The sequence below is a fragment of the Streptomyces sp. NTD91 genome (assembly GCF_059510455.1).
In genome coordinates, this window is sequence record NZ_JCAJZW010000020.1 from 20733 (window position 1) to 38307 (window position 17575).

Annotated in this window: 15 protein-coding genes and 1 pseudogene; 7 read left to right on the top strand and 9 right to left on the bottom strand. The window is 72.0% G+C overall.

Annotated features, from left to right (window positions below; genetic code table 11):
* Nucleotides 1–62: 62 nt before the first annotated feature.
* Nucleotides 63–5048 (bottom strand): ATP-dependent helicase, encoded by a 4986-nt coding sequence (locus AC5WRT_RS21045; protein ID WP_496095095.1) that lies wholly within the window; start codon nt 5046–5048, stop codon nt 63–65.
* A gap of 234 nt (nt 5049–5282) precedes the next feature.
* On the opposite strand from AC5WRT_RS21045, the gene AC5WRT_RS21050 reads away from it, so the two are divergent.
* From AC5WRT_RS21050 to AC5WRT_RS21060, 3 genes are read left to right on the top strand one after another with little or no spacing between them, the layout of a single operon-like run.
* Entirely contained in the window at nt 5283–6152 is an 870-nt protein-coding gene (locus AC5WRT_RS21050) for an AraC family transcriptional regulator (protein WP_496095094.1), read from the top strand.
* A gap of 50 nt (nt 6153–6202) precedes the next feature.
* Nucleotides 6203–7063 carry an AzlC family ABC transporter permease gene (locus tag AC5WRT_RS21055; RefSeq protein WP_496095111.1) on the top strand — a complete coding sequence of 287 codons (861 nt, stop codon included), beginning with the start codon at nt 6203–6205 and terminating at the stop codon, nt 7061–7063.
* On the top strand, nt 7060–7368 hold the full coding sequence (locus tag AC5WRT_RS21060; RefSeq protein WP_496095093.1) for an AzlD domain-containing protein: 309 nt from the start codon (nt 7060–7062) through the stop codon (nt 7366–7368). The genes AC5WRT_RS21055 and AC5WRT_RS21060 overlap by 4 nt, the downstream gene beginning before the upstream one ends.
* A 124-nt stretch (nt 7369–7492) precedes the next feature.
* Here the strand turns inward: AC5WRT_RS21060 and AC5WRT_RS21065 are convergent, their stop codons facing one another.
* On the bottom strand, nt 7493–8440 hold the full coding sequence (locus AC5WRT_RS21065; RefSeq protein ID WP_496095092.1) for a hypothetical protein: 948 nt from the start codon (nt 8438–8440) through the stop codon (nt 7493–7495).
* Between the two features lie 80 nt (nt 8441–8520).
* On the opposite strand from AC5WRT_RS21065, the gene AC5WRT_RS21070 reads away from it, so the two are divergent.
* From AC5WRT_RS21070 to AC5WRT_RS21085, 4 genes and pseudogenes are all read left to right on the top strand, one after another.
* Nucleotides 8521–8715, top strand: coding sequence for a DUF3046 domain-containing protein (locus AC5WRT_RS21070; protein ID WP_496095091.1), 195 nt, complete (start codon nt 8521–8523; stop codon nt 8713–8715).
* Between the two features lie 627 nt (nt 8716–9342).
* The gene (gene recA, locus AC5WRT_RS21075; RefSeq protein WP_496095090.1) at nt 9343–10470 is read left to right on the top strand and encodes a recombinase RecA; all 1128 of its coding nucleotides are present in this window, start codon (nt 9343–9345) and stop codon (nt 10468–10470) included.
* 3 nt (nt 10471–10473) lie between these two features.
* On the top strand, nt 10474–11313 hold the full coding sequence (gene recX, locus AC5WRT_RS21080) for a recombination regulator RecX (protein WP_496095089.1): 840 nt from the start codon (nt 10474–10476) through the stop codon (nt 11311–11313).
* A gap of 137 nt (nt 11314–11450) precedes the next feature.
* A pseudogene (locus AC5WRT_RS21085) lies at nt 11451–12047 on the top strand (FtsX-like permease family protein); the annotation flags it as partial.
* A gap of 61 nt (nt 12048–12108) precedes the next feature.
* Here the strand turns inward: AC5WRT_RS21085 and AC5WRT_RS21090 are convergent.
* The 7 genes from AC5WRT_RS21090 to AC5WRT_RS21120 all read right to left on the bottom strand — a co-directional run bounded on the left by AC5WRT_RS21090 (nt 12109) and on the right by AC5WRT_RS21120 (nt 17541).
* A complete protein-coding gene (locus AC5WRT_RS21090) occupies nt 12109–12519 on the bottom strand; it encodes a rhodanese-like domain-containing protein (RefSeq protein ID WP_496095088.1) in 411 nt (136 codons plus the stop codon).
* Nucleotides 12516–13049, bottom strand: coding sequence for a cupin domain-containing protein (locus AC5WRT_RS21095; protein ID WP_496095087.1), 534 nt, complete (start codon nt 13047–13049; stop codon nt 12516–12518). Before AC5WRT_RS21095 ends, AC5WRT_RS21090 begins: the two co-directional genes overlap by 4 nt.
* A 79-nt stretch (nt 13050–13128) precedes the next feature.
* Entirely contained in the window at nt 13129–13215 is an 87-nt protein-coding gene (locus AC5WRT_RS21100; RefSeq protein WP_313960178.1) for a putative leader peptide, read from the bottom strand.
* 77 nt (nt 13216–13292) lie between these two features.
* Nucleotides 13293–14897, bottom strand: coding sequence for an FAD-dependent monooxygenase (locus AC5WRT_RS21105; protein ID WP_496095086.1), 1605 nt, complete (start codon nt 14895–14897; stop codon nt 13293–13295).
* 176 nt (nt 14898–15073) lie between these two features.
* Nucleotides 15074–15967 carry an amino acid ABC transporter permease gene (locus tag AC5WRT_RS21110; RefSeq protein WP_496100494.1) on the bottom strand — a complete coding sequence of 298 codons (894 nt, stop codon included), beginning with the start codon at nt 15965–15967 and terminating at the stop codon, nt 15074–15076.
* A complete protein-coding gene (locus AC5WRT_RS21115; RefSeq protein ID WP_496095084.1) occupies nt 15964–16629 on the bottom strand; it encodes an amino acid ABC transporter permease in 666 nt (221 codons plus the stop codon). The genes AC5WRT_RS21110 and AC5WRT_RS21115 overlap by 4 nt, the downstream gene beginning before the upstream one ends.
* A gap of 75 nt (nt 16630–16704) precedes the next feature.
* Nucleotides 16705–17541, bottom strand: coding sequence for a glutamate ABC transporter substrate-binding protein (locus tag AC5WRT_RS21120; RefSeq protein WP_496100495.1), 837 nt, complete (start codon nt 17539–17541; stop codon nt 16705–16707).
* Nucleotides 17542–17575 lie beyond the last annotated feature (34 nt).

Genomic DNA, 17575 nt, shown 5'->3' on the forward strand with positions numbered 1-17575 from the left:
GGGCGCACAGTGGCGGGATGCTCGCTGGCGGTCCTGGTCTGACGGCCATGGATTGCCGCCGGTCATGGTCTCAGGCGCAGGCCGCGCGGTGTGGCCACGAAGCCCGCGGCTTCGAGCAGAGTGCCTATGGGCGAGGTCAGGGCCTGGGCGCTATTGATCCGCTCGACCGTGACCGTGCCGAGGGAGCCCGCGCGGGCCGCCGCGGCCAGAGCCTCCGCGGCCGTACGCAGACGGGGGTCGTGCGAAGCCTCGGTGTCCGAGGTGACCGGCCAGGCCAGCAGGGTCTTGCCGCCGCGCTCCATGTAGAGCGTCAGCTCACCCTCCACCACGACGACCAGCGCGCCCGCCTTGCGGCCCGGTCTGTGACCGGCACCGGTCGGTGGCTCGGGCCAGGACAGCGCCGCTCCGTAGGCGTTGGCCGGGTCCGCCGCGGCGAGGACGACGGCACGGGAATCCGGTGCGGGCGTGCGCGTACGACCGTTGCCGTACCCGCGCTGCGCCGGTGAGCCGGAGCCGCCTCCGCGGGGGCCGCCGTAGCCGGGGGAGGCGAAGGGGTCGGCGAGGTCGCGGGGCGAGACGTAGTCACCGGGCGCGGGCGGGGAGTCCGCCGGTGGCCAGGTGAAGTCGCCGTCGAGGCCGGGGTGGGCGAAACCACCGTCCGACACCGCGAAGGCCCCGGGAAGGGGGTGGCCATGGGGCGTGTCCTCGCCGCTCCCGAAACCGTTCGGGAACGCCGGTGCGGCAGAGCCGTTCGCGGGACCCGGGAAGCCGGTTCCGGCGGTGCTGCTCTCCCCGCGGTCGCGGGCGTTGGACACCGCGCGGAGCCGGTCCACCGCGCCGTCCATCGCGAACTGGGCGGCGCCCAGGCCCTCGACCACATAGCCGCGCCGCGCCTGGCCGCTCTCCTCGAAGGCGGACAGCACGCGGTACACCGCCGAGAAGCCGCCCTCGATCCCCTCCGCGGCGACCGCCCCACGGGTGACGACGCCGTGCCGGTCCAGCAGCGTGCGGGCCAGCGCGTGGGCGCGCACGGTGGCGTCCGGCTCGGCCGAGGGGAGCAGCGACCAGCGGCCGGCGACGGTGGGCGGGCCGCTACGGGAGGCGGTGCGGGCGGCGGCCGTCAGGGAGCCGTAGCGTCCGCGCGGGACGGCACGCTTGGCGCGGTGAGCGGTCGAACCCGCCGTACGGCCCGAGCCCAGCAGGGAGCGCATCGGGGCGAGTGTGTCGTTGGTGAGCCGGCCCGACCAGGCCAGGTCCCACAGCGTGTCGGCGAGTTGGGGCTCGGAGGCGTCGGGGTGGGTGGTGGCCCGAACCTGGTCGGCGATCTGGCGGAAGAACAGGCCGTAGCCGCCGGACAGCGCGTCCAGCACGGACTGGTGGAGCGCGGTGAGCTCCAGGGGGTGGGGCGGCGGGAGCAGCAGGGGGGCCGCGTCCGCCAGATAGAGGGAGACCCAGCCGTCCTTGCCGGGCAGAGCGCCCGCGCCCGCCCACACCACCTCGCCGGCGGCGGTCAGCTCGTCGAGCATGGAGGATGTGTAGTTCATCACGCGGGAGGGCAGGACCAGCTTCTCCAGCGCGGACGCGGGCACGGAGGCGCCCTGCAACTGCTCGATGGCGCGCACCAGTCCGTCGATCCCGCGCAGACCGTGGCCCTTGCCGATGTGCTGCCACTGCGGCAGGAACTGGGCGAGCGCGGCCGGTGGCACGGGCTCCAGCTCATGGCGCAGGGCCGCCAGGGAGCGGCGGCGCAGCCGGCGCAGCACGGCAGCGTCGCACCACTCCTGGCCGATGCCCGCCGGGTGGAACTCGCCCTGGACCACCCGGCCGTTCGCGGCCAGCCGCTGCAGCGCGCCCTCGGTGACCGCCACGCCCAGGCCGAAGCGGGCCGCCGCCGTGACCGACGTGAACGGGCCGCGCGTGCGGGCATACCGGGCGAGGAGATCGCCCAGCGGGTCCTTGACGGGCTCGGTGAAGGCCTCGGGCACGCCGACAGGAAGGGCCGTGCCGAGCGCGTCGCGCAGTCGGCCCGCGTCCTCGACCGCCGCCCAGTGGTCGGCGCCGGCGATCCGGACCTTGATGGCCCGGCGCGCGCCGGCCAGCTCGCGCGCCCAGTGCGGATCCGCGCCCCGCGCGACCAACTCGACATCGGTCAGCGGGCCGAGCAGCCGGAGCACGTCGGCGACGCCCTCCACGTCCTTGACCCGGCGGTCCTCGGTGAGCCACTGCAGCTCGCGCTCCAGCTCGGTCAGCACCTCGGCGTCCAGCAGTTCACGCAGCTCCGCCTGGCCAAGCAGCTCGGCCAGCAGACGGGAGTCCAGGGACAGCGCGGCGGCGCGGCGCTCGGCGAGCGGGGAGTCGCCCTCGTACAGGAACTGGGCGACGTACCCGAACAGCAGGGAGCGGGCGAAGGGGGACGGCTCCGGGGTGGTGACCTCGACCAGGCGCACCTTGCGGGCTTCGATGTCCCCCATCAGCTCCACGAGTCCGGGGACGTCGAAGACGTCCTGGAGGCACTCGCGGACCGCCTCCAGGACGATCGGGAACGAGCCGAATTCGCTTGCCACCTGGAGCAATTGAGCCGCGCGCTGGCGCTGCTGCCACAGCGGGGTGCGCCTGCCGGGGCTGCGGCGCGGCAGCAGCAGCGCCCGGGCCGCGCACTCGCGGAACCGGGAGGCGAACAGGGCGGAGCCGCCGACCTGGTCGGTGACGATCTGGTCGACCTCGCCCTTGTCGAAGGCGACGTCCGCCGCGCCGACGGGTGCCTGCTCGCTGTCGTACTCGGTGCCGGCCTTCACGGGCTCCTGGTCGAGCAGGTCGAGGCCCATCAGGTCCGCATCGGGCAGGCGCAGCACGATGCCGTCGTCGGCGTGCATGACCTGTGCGTCCATGCCGTACCGCTCGGACAGGCGGGCGCCCAGCGCGAGCGCCCACGGGGCGTGCACCTGGGCGCCGAAGGGGGAGTGGACGACGACCCGCCAGTCGCCCAGCTCGTCACGGAAGCGCTCCACGACGATCGTGCGGTCGTCCGGGACATGGCCGCACGCCTCGCGCTGCTCGTCCAGGTACGACAGCACGTTGTCCGCCGCCCAGGCGTCCAGGCCCGCCGCCAGCAGCCGCAGCCGGGCGTCGTCCTTGGGCAGCGAGCCCACCTCGCGCAGGAACGCGCCCACCGCGCGGCCCAGTTCGAGTGGGCGGCCCAGCTGGTCGCCCTTCCAGAAGGGCAGCCGGCCCGGCACGCCCGGCGCGGGGGAGACCAGGACCTGGTCGCGCGTGATGTCCTCGATACGCCAGGAACTCGTGCCCAGCGTGAAGACGTCACCCACCCGGGACTCGTAGACCATCTCCTCGTCCAGCTCGCCGACCCGGCCTCCCGCCCGCCGCCCACCACCCTCGACGGCGGAACCGGCGAGGAAGACCCCGAACAGGCCCCGGTCGGGGATCGTGCCGCCGGAGGTGACAGCGAGCCGCTGGGCGCCCGGACGGCCGGTGATCGTGCCGGCCACGCGGTCCCACACCACGCGCGGGCGCAGCTCCGCGAACGCGTCGGACGGATAGCGGCCCGCGAGCATGTCGAGGACTGCGGTGAACGCCGACTCGGGCAGCGACGCGAAGGGGGCCGCGCGGCGGACCACGGCGAGCAGGTCGTCGAACTGCCAGGTGTCCAGCGCCGTCATGGCCACCAGCTGCTGGGCGAGCACGTCCAGCGGGTTCGCGGGCACCCTCAGGGACTCGATCGAGCCCGAGCGCATCCGTTCGGTGACCACCGCCGCCTGGACCAGGTCACCACGGTACTTGGGGAAGACCACACCGGTGGAGACCGCCCCCACCTGGTGTCCGGCGCGGCCCACGCGCTGCAGCCCGGAGGCCACCGACGGCGGGGACTCGACCTGCACGACCAGGTCCACGGCGCCCATGTCGATGCCCAGTTCCAGGCTGGACGTGGCAACCACCGCGGGCAGCCTGCCCGCTTTCAGGTCCTCCTCGACCAGGGCGCGCTGCTCCTTGGAGACCGAGCCGTGGTGTGCGCGGGCGATCACCGGGGGCGCGCCCTGGGCGGCGCCCGAGCCGCCCATCAGCTGGGCCGGGGAGTGATGCTCGTCCAGGGTCTCGCCGGTCGCCCGCTCGTAGGCGATCTCGTTGAGCCGGTTGCACAGCCGCTCGGCGAGGCGCCGGGAGTTGGCGAACACGATCGTGGACCGGTGGGCCTGCACCAGATCGGCGATCCGCTCCTCCACTTGGGGCCAGATCGACGGCTTCTCGCCGCCCTCGCCGGCGTCGGCCGCCGGGGAGCCGCCCAGCTCGCCCATGTCCTCGACCGGGACCACCACGGACAGGTCGAACTCCTTGCCGGACTCCGGCTGGACGATCTCCACCTTGCGGCGCGGCGAGAGATACCGGGCCACCTCGTCCACCGGGCGGACGGTCGCCGACAGGCCGATCCGGCGGGCCGGCCGCGGCAGCAGTTCGTCGAGCCGCTCCAGGGAGAGCGCGAGATGCGCGCCGCGCTTGGTGCCCGCGACCGCGTGCACCTCGTCGAGGATCACCGTCTCGACGCCCGTCAGCGCGTCACGCGTGGCCGAGGTCAGCATCAGGAACAGCGACTCGGGGGTGGTGATCAGGATGTCCGGCGGGCGGGTGGCCAGGGCGCGCCGCTCGGCCGCCGGGGTGTCCCCGGAGCGGATGCCGACCCTGACCTCGGGCTCGGGCAGACCCAGGCGCACGGACTCCTGGCGAATGCCGGTCAGCGGGCTGCGCAGATTGCGCTCGACGTCGACTGCGAGGGCCTTCAGCGGGGACACGTACAGAATCCGGCAGCGCTTCTTCGGGTCGGCCGGGGGAGGGGTCGAGGCCAGCTGGTCCAGGGCGGCGAGGAACGCGGCCAGTGTCTTGCCCGAACCGGTGGGGGCCACCACCAGCACGTCCGAGCCCGCGCCGATGGACTGCCACGCGCCGGCCTGGGCCGCGGTGGGCGCGGAGAACGCCCCCGTGAACCAGCCGCGGGTCGCGGGGGAGAAGCCGTCGAGGGCCCGGTGTGCGGAGCTGACCATGCGTCCATCCTGCACCCGCCCGCTGACAATCGCGCTGACCTGGGCAGACGTCGTCCGGCGGGGGGCGGCCCGGGGCGGCTCGCCCCGGGCCGGGCGGAGAATGGACGCATGGCGGGTGCAGCAGGCCGGGACGATCAGCGGTTCGGTGCGGGAGCGGCTGAGGCGAGTCCCCTGACGCGTGGACGGAACAGGCGGTACGACGGTCAGCCGGGTGGAGAGCGCACGGGTGAGGGCGTGGCTGGGCGTCGGCCGGTGGAGCGGGCGCGGCACTGGCGGTACGACGACTTGCCGGGCGTCGACCTGCTGCGGGCCCGGTACGTGCACAAGACCTTCGTCCGGCACACCCACGAGCACTTCGTGATCGCGGCCATAGCCGACGGCGTAGAGGTGTTCCATCACCGCGGTTCCGACGTGTACGTCCCCGCAGGAGCCCTCGCCCTCGTCAACCCGGACACCGCGCACACCGGCCGTGCCGGTGTCCCCGAGGGCTGGCGGTACGGCGCGGTCTACCCCTCGCCCGAGGTGGTCGCCGCGATCGCGGCCGAGACCACCGCGATCCGGGGCACGCCGGGTTTCGTCGGCCCTGTCCTCGACGACCCCTACGCCGTCCGCCTGGTCCACCGGATCCTCCGCGCCGCCGACGAGGGCAACGCGCTGGCCGCGGACACCCTGCTTCGGGTCGCCGTGACCCGCCTGCTGCGGCTGAACGGAGGCCCGCTGCCGCAGCGGCCGGTGCGCACGGCGGGTGCCCGTGTCGCGGCACGCGCGCGTGCTGTGCTCGACGAGCGCTTGGCCGAGCCCCCGACCCTGGAACGGCTGGCGACCGACCTCGGGACCAGCCCCTTTGCGCTGCTGCGCGCGTTCCGCGACACCTACGGCATGCCGCCGCACGCCTGGCTGACCGATGCCCGGGTGCGCCGCGCGCGACTGCTGCTGGACGCGGGTGCGCCCCCGGCCGAGGCGGCCGTGGCCGTCGGCTTCACCGACCAGCCCCACCTCAACCGGCACTTCACCCGGATCGTCGGTGTGCCCCCGGGGGCCTACCAGCGGGAGCGCGTGGCATCCGGCGAGACCGGGCGCAAGAACGTACAAGACCCGGACTGAGGGACGTCCGTACCGTCCGGAGTGTGGCACAACAGATATTGCTCGCGGACATGACCGTCGACGACGCGGACAAGCCCGACCGGGCCGTCGTACGGGACGCCCTCGGGGTCGGCGTCGCCGTGGGGCTGTCCGGATTCGCCTTCGGAGTGACCTCGGCCGGCAGCGGGCTCGGCCTTCTCCAGACCTGCGCGCTCAGCCTCCTGGTCTTCACCGGCGCCTCCCAGTTCGCCCTGGTCGGGGCGCTCGCCGCCGGTGGCAGCCCGTTCACGGCGGCCGCCGGCGCCTTCTTCCTCGGCGTGCGCAACGCCTTCTACGGGCTCCGGCTGTCGCAACTGCTCGCTCTTCCGCGCGCGGTACGGCCGTTCGCCGCCCAGTGGGTGATCGACGAGACCACGGCGGTCACCCTGGCACAGCCGGCGCGGCGCGCCCGGCGCATCGGTTTCACCGTCACCGGGCTCACCCTGTACACCCTCTGGAACCTCACCACGCTTCTCGGCGCGCTCGGTGCCAAGGCCATCGGCGACACGCGAGCGTGGGGCCTGGACGCGGCGGGGCCCGCCGTGTTCCTGGCGCTGCTCGCGCCCATGCTGCGGACCACCACCGAGCGGGCGGTCGCGGGGCTGGCGGTCCTGCTGGGCCTCGGCCTGCTGCCCGTCCTGCCGGCCGGCGTCCCGGTTCTGGTGGCGGCCCTGGCGGCACCGGTCGCCCTCGTCGCCGAGGACCGCCGCCAGGCGCGTGTCCGGCGGGGTGGCCCACGGAGGTCGGGCCGGCCAGGTGGACAGGACGGATCGGCTGCACGCACTGGATTCCACGAAGCGGACCAGGTTGACCATGTTGACCAGGTCAAGGCAACGGACGTACCAGATGGACCGGACGCGGAAGCGGACGCAGAGGTGGAGGAGGAACGGTGAACACCTGGATCGCGATCGGCCTGACCGCTGTCGGCTGCTACGCCGTCAAGCTCGCCGGGCTGCTGGTGCCCGCGGGCGCCATGGAGCGGCCCTTCGTGCGGCGGCTCGCCGCCCTGCTGCCCGTCGCCCTCCTGGCCGCGCTCACGGCGCAGCAGACATTCGCCGACGGGCACGCGCTCGTGCTGGACGCACGGGTCGCGGGGCTCGGCGCGGCCGCCGTGGCGCTTGTGCTGCGCGCGCCGTTCCTGCTGGTCGTCGCGGCGGCCGTGGTGGTGACGGCGGGCGTGCGCGCTCTCGGAGGGTGAGGAGATCCCGGCGCGGGCCGACCCGATGCACGTACCCGTCACATGCGGCCGGCCCGTGGATGAACGGGTGAGGTGATCCGTCCCGGCCACGCTCCGGGCGCACTCGACCTCTGCGGGCACCGGTTCAGCCCACGTACCGGCCGTACGCCCGCAGGGTGCCCAGTGCCTCGATCGTCGCCAGGGAACGTGCCTCCAGCGCGGGGGCCGGTGCCCACTGGCGCCGGCGGATCGGCCAGCCGCCGTCCTCCAGCTGCGCGGCGGCGAGGTGGTCCAGGGAGCGCGCCATCTCGTCGTCCGTGAACCACGCGCGCGCGAGCGACTCCGGAGTCCTGGCGAAGTCGTGCGGGAAGTGGTGCTCGCCCGGGGCGTACCCGGATGCCACGGGAAACGCGTCGAGCCGGTCCGGGTCCAGGGCCGCGAGCCGCTGCTCGCGCACCAGGCGGCCGAGCCGGTCCGCGGCGGCCTCCGCGCGCGAGGGGTCGGGAGCGGAGTCGAGGAAGGCCACGGCGGCCTCCACCTCGAAGGGGTGGGACGTGTGCAGGGACTCCACGGCCTGCCAGCAGAAGTCGGTGGCCCGGAACAGCCAGGCGTGCCACACCTCGTTTCGGTGCAGCAGCCCGACCACCGGTCCGGTGGCGAGCAGGTCGCCGCGAGGGTCGTCGTCGACGACCGGTGCGAACGGTGCCGCGGGATATCCGCGCCGGCTGGGATGGATCGCCGGCAGGGCGCCGTCGGCGGTGGAGATCGAGGTCAGATAGCGGCACACACGCTCGACCCGCTGCCCGGCGCAGCGCCCGACGGCGTCCAGCACCCGCAGCGCGTGCGCGGTGTGCAGGGGCTGACTCACGGGGCCCCGCAGATCGGGCTCCAGCGCGTGCCCGTATCCGCCGTCCTCGTTGCGATAGGCGTCCAGCGCCGCTTCCACCGCGTCCGGGCTGCCGTGCAGGAAGTGGTGTGCGAAGAGGCGCTGCTCCAGCACGCGCGCGGTGAGCCACACGAACTGTTCGGCGCGAAAGAGCGGGGAACGCGCCGGAGACGTGGAGGGGAGTGGGGAAGCTCCTGTTTCGGCCATGCGTCAGACCGTAGGGCGGAAAGCGGTCTCGGCACGTGCTCCCGGCCAGGGCCCACCCCCAGGGGCGGGATACTGGAGTCATGCGGTTGACGGTCTTCTGGCAGCGGATGGCGGAACACTTCGGTTCCGGGTATGCCGACACCTTCGCGCGCGATCACGTCATGTCGGAGCTGGGCGGGCGCACAGTGCACGAGGCGCTGGAGGCCGGCTGGGACGCCAAGGACGTGTGGCGCGTCGTCTGCGCGGTCATGAACGTGCCGGGCGAGCGGCGCTGAGTCGCCCACTTCGCTGCCGGAACCACCCCTTTGTTTGTTATGTGTAGAACTGTTCGGCGTTGAACGGCCCCGAAATCGCAGGTGGGCGCGGGTGGTCGGGGGCGTGGGCGAGACTCGGCCCGTGGCATCCATCGACGAGGACAACGAGCCGCTGACCCGGGACGCGGGCGTGCACGGGCAGTGGCCGGGGTCCTGGCCGTCCCGGGGTGCTGGCGCGCGTACGCCGGCCGCGAGGCGGTGAGTCCGAACCGGAGGAGTCGTAGGCGGAACGGCCCCGTCGCACGACAGAGGCGGTCGGCGGCACGTGGATCGGTCATGGGCCAAGGCCCCCGGGACAGGCCCGGGCCGTCGTCGTCCGGCCGAAGACACCCGCCGTACGCCGCCGGGAGCAGCGGCGCCCGGTGGTGAAGAACCGGTTCCGCGCGGCCCTGGTGCGCTTGACACCAAAATCGAACATCCATTCTCATGGAGATTCGGGCGAGGCTTTCGGGGTGTATCTCATCCCGGTCTGCGGGGATAAGTCCCACAGTTATCCACAGGCCTGGCCTGCGTCGGGGCGCATTGTCAGTGGCAGGCGTTAGCGTCTTTGACGTGAAGCGATCGACTCAAGCAAACCGGGTGGAACCCATGGCAGGAACCGACCGCGAGAAAGCGCTCGACGCTGCGCTCGCGCAGATTGAACGGCAATTCGGCAAGGGCGCGGTCATGCGCATGGGCGAGCGGTCGAAGGAGCCCATCGAGGTCATCCCGACCGGGTCGACCGCACTCGACGTCGCCCTCGGCGTCGGTGGCCTGCCGCGCGGCCGTGTCGTCGAGGTGTACGGCCCGGAGTCCTCCGGTAAGACCACACTGACCCTGCACGCCGTGGCCAACGCCCAGAAGGCGGGCGGCACCGTCGCCTTCGTGGACGCCGAGCACGCCCTCGACCCCGAGTACGCCCAGAAGCTGGGCGTCGACATCGACCAGCTGATCCTCTCCCAGCCGGACAACGGCGAGCAGGCCCTGGAGATCGTGGACATGCTGGTCCGCTCCGGCGCCCTCGACCTGATCGTCATCGACTCCGTCGCCGCGCTCGTCCCGCGTGCGGAGATCGAGGGCGAGATGGGCGACAGCCACGTCGGTCTCCAGGCCCGTCTGATGAGCCAGGCCCTCCGGAAGATCACCGGTGCGCTCAACCAGTCCAAGACCACCGCGATCTTCATCAACCAGCTGCGCGAGAAGGTCGGCGTGATGTTCGGCTCGCCGGAGACCACCACTGGTGGCCGCGCGCTGAAGTTCTACGCCTCGGTGCGCCTGGACATCCGCCGTATCGAGACCCTGAAGGACGGCACGGAGGCCGTCGGCAACCGCACCCGCGTCAAGGTCGTCAAGAACAAGGTGGCCCCGCCCTTCAAACAGGCCGAGTTCGACATCCTCTACGGCCAGGGCATCAGCCGCGAGGGCGGCCTGATCGACATGGGCGTGGAGCACGGCTTCGTCCGCAAGGCCGGCGCCTGGTACACGTACGAGGGCGACCAGCTCGGTCAGGGCAAGGAGAACGCGCGCAACTTCCTCAAGGACAACCCCGACCTGGCCAACGAGATCGAGAAGAAGATCAAGGAGAAGCTGGGCGTCGGTGTCCGGCCGGAGGAGCCCGCCGCCGAGCCGGGCACGGACGCGGCGGTCACCACCGCGGCCGCCGACGACGCCAAGACGGTGCCCGCCCCGGCAGCCGCCAAGGCCACCAAGCCCAAGGCCGCCGCGGCCAAGAGCTGACCCGTGACACGACGAACCGACTGGGCCGAGTACGAGTACGCCACCCCCGGTGCCCCACGGGGGAGCGGCACCGGGGGCCACCCGGACTTCGCACCGGTCGGTGACGACGGGTACCGGGACGACGCGCACGGCGGGCACGGCCACGATCGCGGTATGCGGGGGTACAGGGACGACGACGGCGCCGAGCCGCATGGGAGTGGCTCGCCCGGCCGTGGCTCTCACGACGGCGCAGGTTCACGAGACGGCCGGGGCCGTGGTTGGCGACGGCGCGGTTTCGGGGACGCGCCCGGTGAGGACGAAGGCACCCCTTCCTCGTCGAGAGCCGAGCGGGGGGAGTCTTCAGGGGACCCGGCTGAGCGAGCACGGGCGATCTGCTTGCGCCTGCTCACCGGGACCCCGCGGACCCGCAAGCAACTCGCGGACGCCCTGCGCAAGCGGGAGATCCCCGAGGACGTGGCCGAGGAGGTGCTGTCGCGGTTCGAGGAGGTCGGGCTGATCGACGACGGTGCGTTCGCGGACGCCTGGGTGGAGTCCCGGCACCATGGCCGGGGGCTCGCACGCCGGGCGCTCGCCCAGGAGTTGCGCACCAAGGGGGTTGAATCGGAGCTGATCGACGAGGCCGTCTCCCAGCTCGACTCCGAGCAGGAGGAGGCGACGGCCCGCGAACTCGTGGCCCGCAAACTGCGTGCCACCCGCGGCCTCGACCGTGACAAGCGGCTCCGCCGCCTCGCCGGCATGCTCGCCCGCAAGGGCTACCCCGAGGGCATGGCGCTCCGCGTCGTCCGCCAGGCCCTGGAGGAAGAGGGGGAGGACACCGGTTTTCTCGCAGAGGGGGACTTCTGACCCTTGGGCGGGGCGGGACAGAACTCCGGGCCGGCGGAGATCCTTGGAGGTGGGGATAACCCCCTGCCGAAGACGCCGGGCCACCGCAATGCTCGCCAAGTCGCGCAGCGGCGAGTCTGTAGGCATCACCGTCGCCGTATACCCGGGGTCTCGGCTTCGGCGACTTCACCTTCTCCCACGACCTCGTCGCCCACCACGTCGACAACCCGCTCGCCTCCTCCGTCCTCGTCGGCACGACTCGTACACAGAGACAACTCGTGACCACCCTCCGTGAGTTCCCGGGTGTACGCGTTCTCTCGCCGGCCGCGGCCGACGCCCTGCAGGCCGGCCAACGAAAGACGAACACCGAGGTCGACTGCCTGGCCATGGGACTCGTGCTGGCCTTCACCGCCATCGCCGTCGTCAACACGCTCGCCATGTCGGTCGCGGAGCGTGTCCGGGAATTCGCGCTGCTCCGCCTGGCCGGTGCCACCCGGCGCCAGGTGCTGCGCATGCCGCGCGCGGAGGCGCTGTCCGTGCTCCTCCTCGCCGCCTCGCTCGGCAGCGGTATCGCTCTCGCCGTGCTCACCGCGTTCAGCGTCGGGATGACAGGCCGGGCGGCGCCGTCGGTCACGCCTCTGCTCTACGTCGCCGTCGTCGGGGTCGCCGGTCTGCTCGCACTCGTGGCCGCCGACGTTCCCGGACGTGCGGCGCTCCGGGTGCGGGCGGTGACCGTGGCGACGGCGAAGGAGTAGCAGAGGCAGGAGGACGGGAGAAGGCGGCACCCCGTGCGCAGCACGGGGGCGCCGCTGTCGGTCAGGGCGCAGCCGGCTCCACCGGCAGGCCCCGCGCCCGCCATGCCTGGAAGCCGCCCACCAGGTCGGTCGCCCGGCGCAGGCCGAGTTGGTGCAGGGAGGCGGCGGCGAGGCTGGAGGCGTACCCCTCGTTGCAGACCACCACGACGCGCAGGTCATGTCCGGTGGCCTCGGGGAGACGGTGGCTGCCCTGGGGATCCAGGCGCCACTCCAGTTCGTTCCGCTCGACGACGAGCGCACCGGGAATCAGCCCGTCCCGGTCACGCAGGGCCGCGTACCGGATGTCGACGAGCAGCGCCTCACCCCTGCACGCCGCCTCGTACGCCTCCCGTGCCCCGATGCGCCGGTAGCCCGCGCGCACCCGCTCCAACAACTCGTCGATGCCGACCGGTGCCTGATCGGTGCCGCTCACTGCCAGTCCTCCGGGCGTTCGACCTGCTCGAGGTGGAGCATCTGACCCGTGCGGCTGTAGCGACGGATGCGCGGCAGGGGTGGATAGTAGGCGTGCACGGAGATCGCGTGCTCGTCGCGGGAATCGTTGAGGACCTCGTGGACATGGTGGCGGCCGAAGGCGCGGCCCTCGCCGGCGGCCGGTCGGCGTTGGCGGTCCACGCCCTCGGTGAGTTCCAGGGCCTTCCAGCCGTCGCTCGGCAGCCGAGCGACGAGCGAGTTCTCCTGGAGCATGTCGGCGGCGGTGAAGAACGCGCCGACCGAGTCTGCGTGGTCGTGCCAGCCGGTGCCGGTACCGGGCGGCCAGCCGATCAGCCACGCCTCACTGCCGCCCGGGCCCTCCAGCCGCACCCACGTGCGGCCTTGCGGATCGAGCGGGAGTGAGGTGATCAGTTCGGCATCGGCGGCCGTACGCCGTACAAAGGCGAGGAGGTTCGCCTGGGTGGGCGCCGAGCCGACGGCAGAGGACAGAGGAGCAGGGGAGACAGACACGTGTCACCGTCCTGAAGGCTGGGGAGGGTTCGCACAACGGGCGCCGAGAGGCGCTCGGAGAGTGAAGAGGGATGCGAATTCAGCAGGACGGGCGACACACGCAGCCCGCATAGCGGACGAGGTCCATGTGGACCCTCCGCCACAGGCGCACGCAGGTGTCGGTCATGGTCCGGAGTACAGCATGCCGGTGTACTCGGGTCAACTCACCGTCAACCTGTGGACAGAGGGTGACGGTCCCTCCGGTCAGCGGGCGCCGGAAGCGGCCCGCGCCTCCTCCTTGGCCGCGCCGCCCACCGCCGCCTCCGCCGCCGAGTAGAGATCGGCCGGCCGGACCCCGCTCAGCACGGTCACCAGATGGCCGTCGGGGCGCACCAGCAGCACGCTGTGCGCCGGCGCACCCGGGTAGCCCTCGGCGACCAGCAGTTCGGCCGGGCAGGGCAGCGCGGTCACGGCCGCCGCGAGGCGGGGCATGACTCCGGCGGAGACCCAGTGCTTGCGGTCCCACACACCCGTGCCCGGCGCGATCAGGACCACGAGCAGGGCGCCGCGGCCGAGCCTGTCGCGCAGTTGGACGAAGGAACCATCCTCCGCGGTGACCCGCACGTCGGTGACCGGTGCACCGGGCAGGGTGTCCACCGGGATCGTGCCCTCCAGTTGCCCGGGCGAGAGCGGTGAGGAGGCGTACGCTCCCGGCGCACCCAGCGGCCCGCGCCCCAAGTGACCGTCTGTCAGCAGCGCGTCATGGCCCCGAGCCGTACCCGGCACCATTTGGCGCAGCCCGCCCCCGCCGCGCAGCACCGGCAGCACCTGGTCGGCGGCGCGCAGCCGGGCGGCGACGACCGCGCGCCGCTCGGTCTGGTAACTGTCCAGCAGCGCCTCGCCCCGGCCGTGGTGCCAGGTCAGGGCCAGCTTCCAGGCGAGGTTGTCGGCGTCCCGAAGGCCCTCGTCCAGCCCCTGGGTGCCGAGCGCGCCGAGCAGATGAGCCGCGTCCCCGGCGAGGAAGACCCGGCCGACGCGCCACCGGCGGGCCAGCCGGTGGTGCACCGTGTGGACACCGGTGTCGAGCAGGTCGTAGGCCGGTGTGGAGCCGTCGGCCCAGCCCGCGAGGGTCTCGCGGATCCGGGCCACCAGAATCTCGGGCGTGACCAGGTCCTTGCCCGGTGGCAGCAGCCAGTCCAGGCGCCACACGCCGTCCGGGAGGGGGCGGGCGGTCACCTCCCCGGCCGAGGGCCCGGACTGCCGCCACGGCGGCATCCGATGGAGCAACGCGTGACCCTCCCACGGAAGTTCCGCGCGCAGCGCGGCGACCGCGTGCCGCTCCACCGCCGTACGGCCCGGGAAGCGGACGTCCAGGAGTTTGCGCACCGTCGAGCGCGGACCGTCGCAGCCGACGAGGTAACTGCCCCTCCACCAGGTGCCGTTCGTGCCGCGGGTGTGCGCGGTGACGCCGGAACGCTCCTGCTCGATCGCGTCGAGGCGGCTGTCCACGGTCACTTTCACCAAGGGCTCGTCGGCGACGGCCGCGCGCAGGGCGGCGGTGAGGGTGTGCTGGGCGATGTGCAGCGGGGCCGCGGGATCGTCCGCGCCGAAGGCGATCTCGTTCATCACCTGCTTGCGCCTGACCGACCGCCATCCGGCCCAGCGCACGCCGTGCTCGTCGAGCGCCACTCCGGTCAGCCGCTCCAGCAGGGCGGCGGTGTCCTCGCGCAGCACGACGGTGCGCGCCGGGCGGGGCTCGTCCTTGCCGGGGCCCTCGTCCAGGAGGACGCACGGCACGCCCTGGCGGGCCAGCGCCAGGGCGAGCGCGAGCCCGACGGGTCCCGCTCCGACGACGATCACCGGGTCCATGACGCGGTGCCCCCTGCCCGTGACGACGTCCTGACGGAGACAAGTGAACAGGAAGGCGGAGCGGGGTGCACGATCACAGAACGTATGCAACCCATTGGCAGAGTTTGCGTCAAGCGACCGGAGGCAGTGGCGATCACACCACTGCCTCCGGGTGATGCTTTCGGTCTGAACCGACGTCAGGCGGCGGTTCCCGCTCCCGCGTGGCCCGCGATGTCCACGGTGTCCTCGACACCGAGCACCGCGCCGGTCGACTTCTTGCGCCGCCGCAGCCTGCCCTCGAGCCAGCTTGCGAACGAGGTCAGGGAGAAGTTGATGATCAAGAAGATCACGGCCACCACCGTGAACGAGGCGATGGTGTTGGCGCCGTAGTAGCCGCTCATCGTGTTCGCCGACGCCAGCAGTTCGGCGAAGGTGAGGACGGCGCCGCCGAGCGCGGTGTCCTTCACGACGACGACCAACTGACTGACGATCGCCGGCAGCATCGCGGTGACCGCCTGAGGCAGCAGGATGAGCCGCATCACCTGACCCTTGCGCAGTCCGATCGCCATCGCCGACTCGGACTGGCCCTTCGGCAGGGCGAGGATGCCCGCACGGACGATCTCGGCGAGCACCGACGCGTTGTACAGCACCAGGCCGGTGACGACCGCGTACAGCGGACGGTCGTCCGAACCGACGTCGGTGTACTGGCTGTACAGCTCGTTGCCGAAGATCATCAGGACGAGCACCGGAATCGCCCGGAAGAACTCGACCACGACCGTAGCCGGAACCCGTACCCACACGTGGTCCGAGAGCCGCGCGATGCCGAAGAAGGCGCCCAGCGGGAGCGCGATGACCATCGCCAAGGCCGCCGCCTTCAAGGTGTTCTGCAGGCCCGGCCAGATGTACGTCGTGTAGGCCTCTGAGCCGCTGAAGAACGGTTTCCACAGCGCCCAGGCCAGCTGACCCTTTTCGTCGAGGGACGTGTACACCCACCACACGAGGGTCGCGAGGCCGACCAGGAAGACCGTCGTGTACAGGACGTTGCGCCGCTTGGCGCGCGGGCCCTGCGCGTCGTACAGGACCGAACTCATCGCTTCACCGCCACCTTCTTGCCCACCCAGCCGAGGATCAGACCGGTCGGCAGGGTCAGGCAGGCGAACCCGAAGGCGATGACCGCGGAGATCGCCAGCAGCTGGGCCTCGTTCTCCACCATCTTCTTCATCAGGTACGCCGCTTCAGCCACGCCGATCGCGGCCGCGACGGTGGTGTTTTTCGTCAACGCGATCAGCACGTTGGTCAGCGGGCCGACCGCGGCGCGGAAGGCCTGCGGCAGTACGACCAGGAACAGCACCTGGGTGAAGCTCAGGCCGATGGCCCGGGCCGCCTCCGCCTGGCCGACCGGCACCGTGTTGATGCCGGAGCGGATCGCCTCGCACACGAAGGCCGACGTGTAGACGATCAGTCCCAGCACGGCCAGTCGGAAGTTGATCGTCTCGAACTTGTCCGCGCCCAGGGTGATGCCCAGCGTCTGGTTCAGCCCGAGGGAGGTGAACAGAATGATCACCGTGAGCGGGATGTTGCGCACGATGTTCACGTAAGTGGTGCCGAACCCGCGCATCAGGGGCACCGGCCCCACCCGCATGGCGGCCAGCAGGGTGCCCCAGACCAGGGAGCCGACGGCCGACAGCAGCGTGAGCTGCACCGTCGTCCAGAAGGCGCCCAGCACGTCGTACTTGTCAAGAAAGTCGAACACGATCTCCCGTGCTTCCGCGTGTAGGGATGCCCGGGTGCGCCGCCCTCGGGGGCGGCGCACCCGCCGGGCGTTTCCTCAGCTCTTGATCTCGCCGATCTTCGGGGCGGGCTCGTTCTTGTAGCCGGCCGGGGCGAGGTTCTTGTCCACGGCCTTCTGCCAGGAACCGTCGGCGACCATCTCCTGCAGCGCCTTGTCGATCTTGTCCTTGAGGGCGCTGCCCTTCTTGACGCCGATGCCGTAGTTCTCGTTGGTCATCTTGAAGCCGCCGAGCTTGAACCTGCCCTTGAACTGGGACTGGGCGGCGTAACCGGCGAGAATGGCGTCGTCCGTGGTGAGGGCGTCGATCGCCTTGTTCTGCAGGCCGCTCAGGCAGGCCGAGTACGTCGGGTACTCCTGGAGCTGCGCCTTGGGAGCCAGCTTGTCGTGCACGTTCTGCGCCGAGGTCGAGCCGGCCACTGAGCACAGCTTCTTGTTGTTGAGGTCGGACGGAGACTTGATCGAGGTGTCGTCCGCGCGGACCAGCACGTCCTGGTGGGCCAGCAGGTAGGGGCCGGCGAAGTCGACCTTCTGCTGACGCTCGGGGGTGATCGAGTAGGAGGCGGCGATGAAGTCGACGTCACCGCGCTGCAGCATGGTCTCGCGGTCGGCGCTCTTCGACTCCTTCCACTCGATCTGGTCGGACGAGTAACCGAGCTTCTCGGCGACATAGGTGGCCACGTCGACGTCGAAGCCCGCGTAGCCCTGCGGGGTCTTCTGGCCGATGCCCGGCTGGTCGAACTTGATGCCGATGGCGATCTTCTTGCCGTCGCCGGAGGAGCCGTTGTCGTCCTTCTTGCCGCCGCCGCAGGCGGTGGCCCCCACGGCGAGGGCGAGCACGGCGGCCGAGGCGGCGGTGACCTTGCGGAGCTTCATGCTGAACATCCTTAGAAGTGGTGAGGAACGAGGT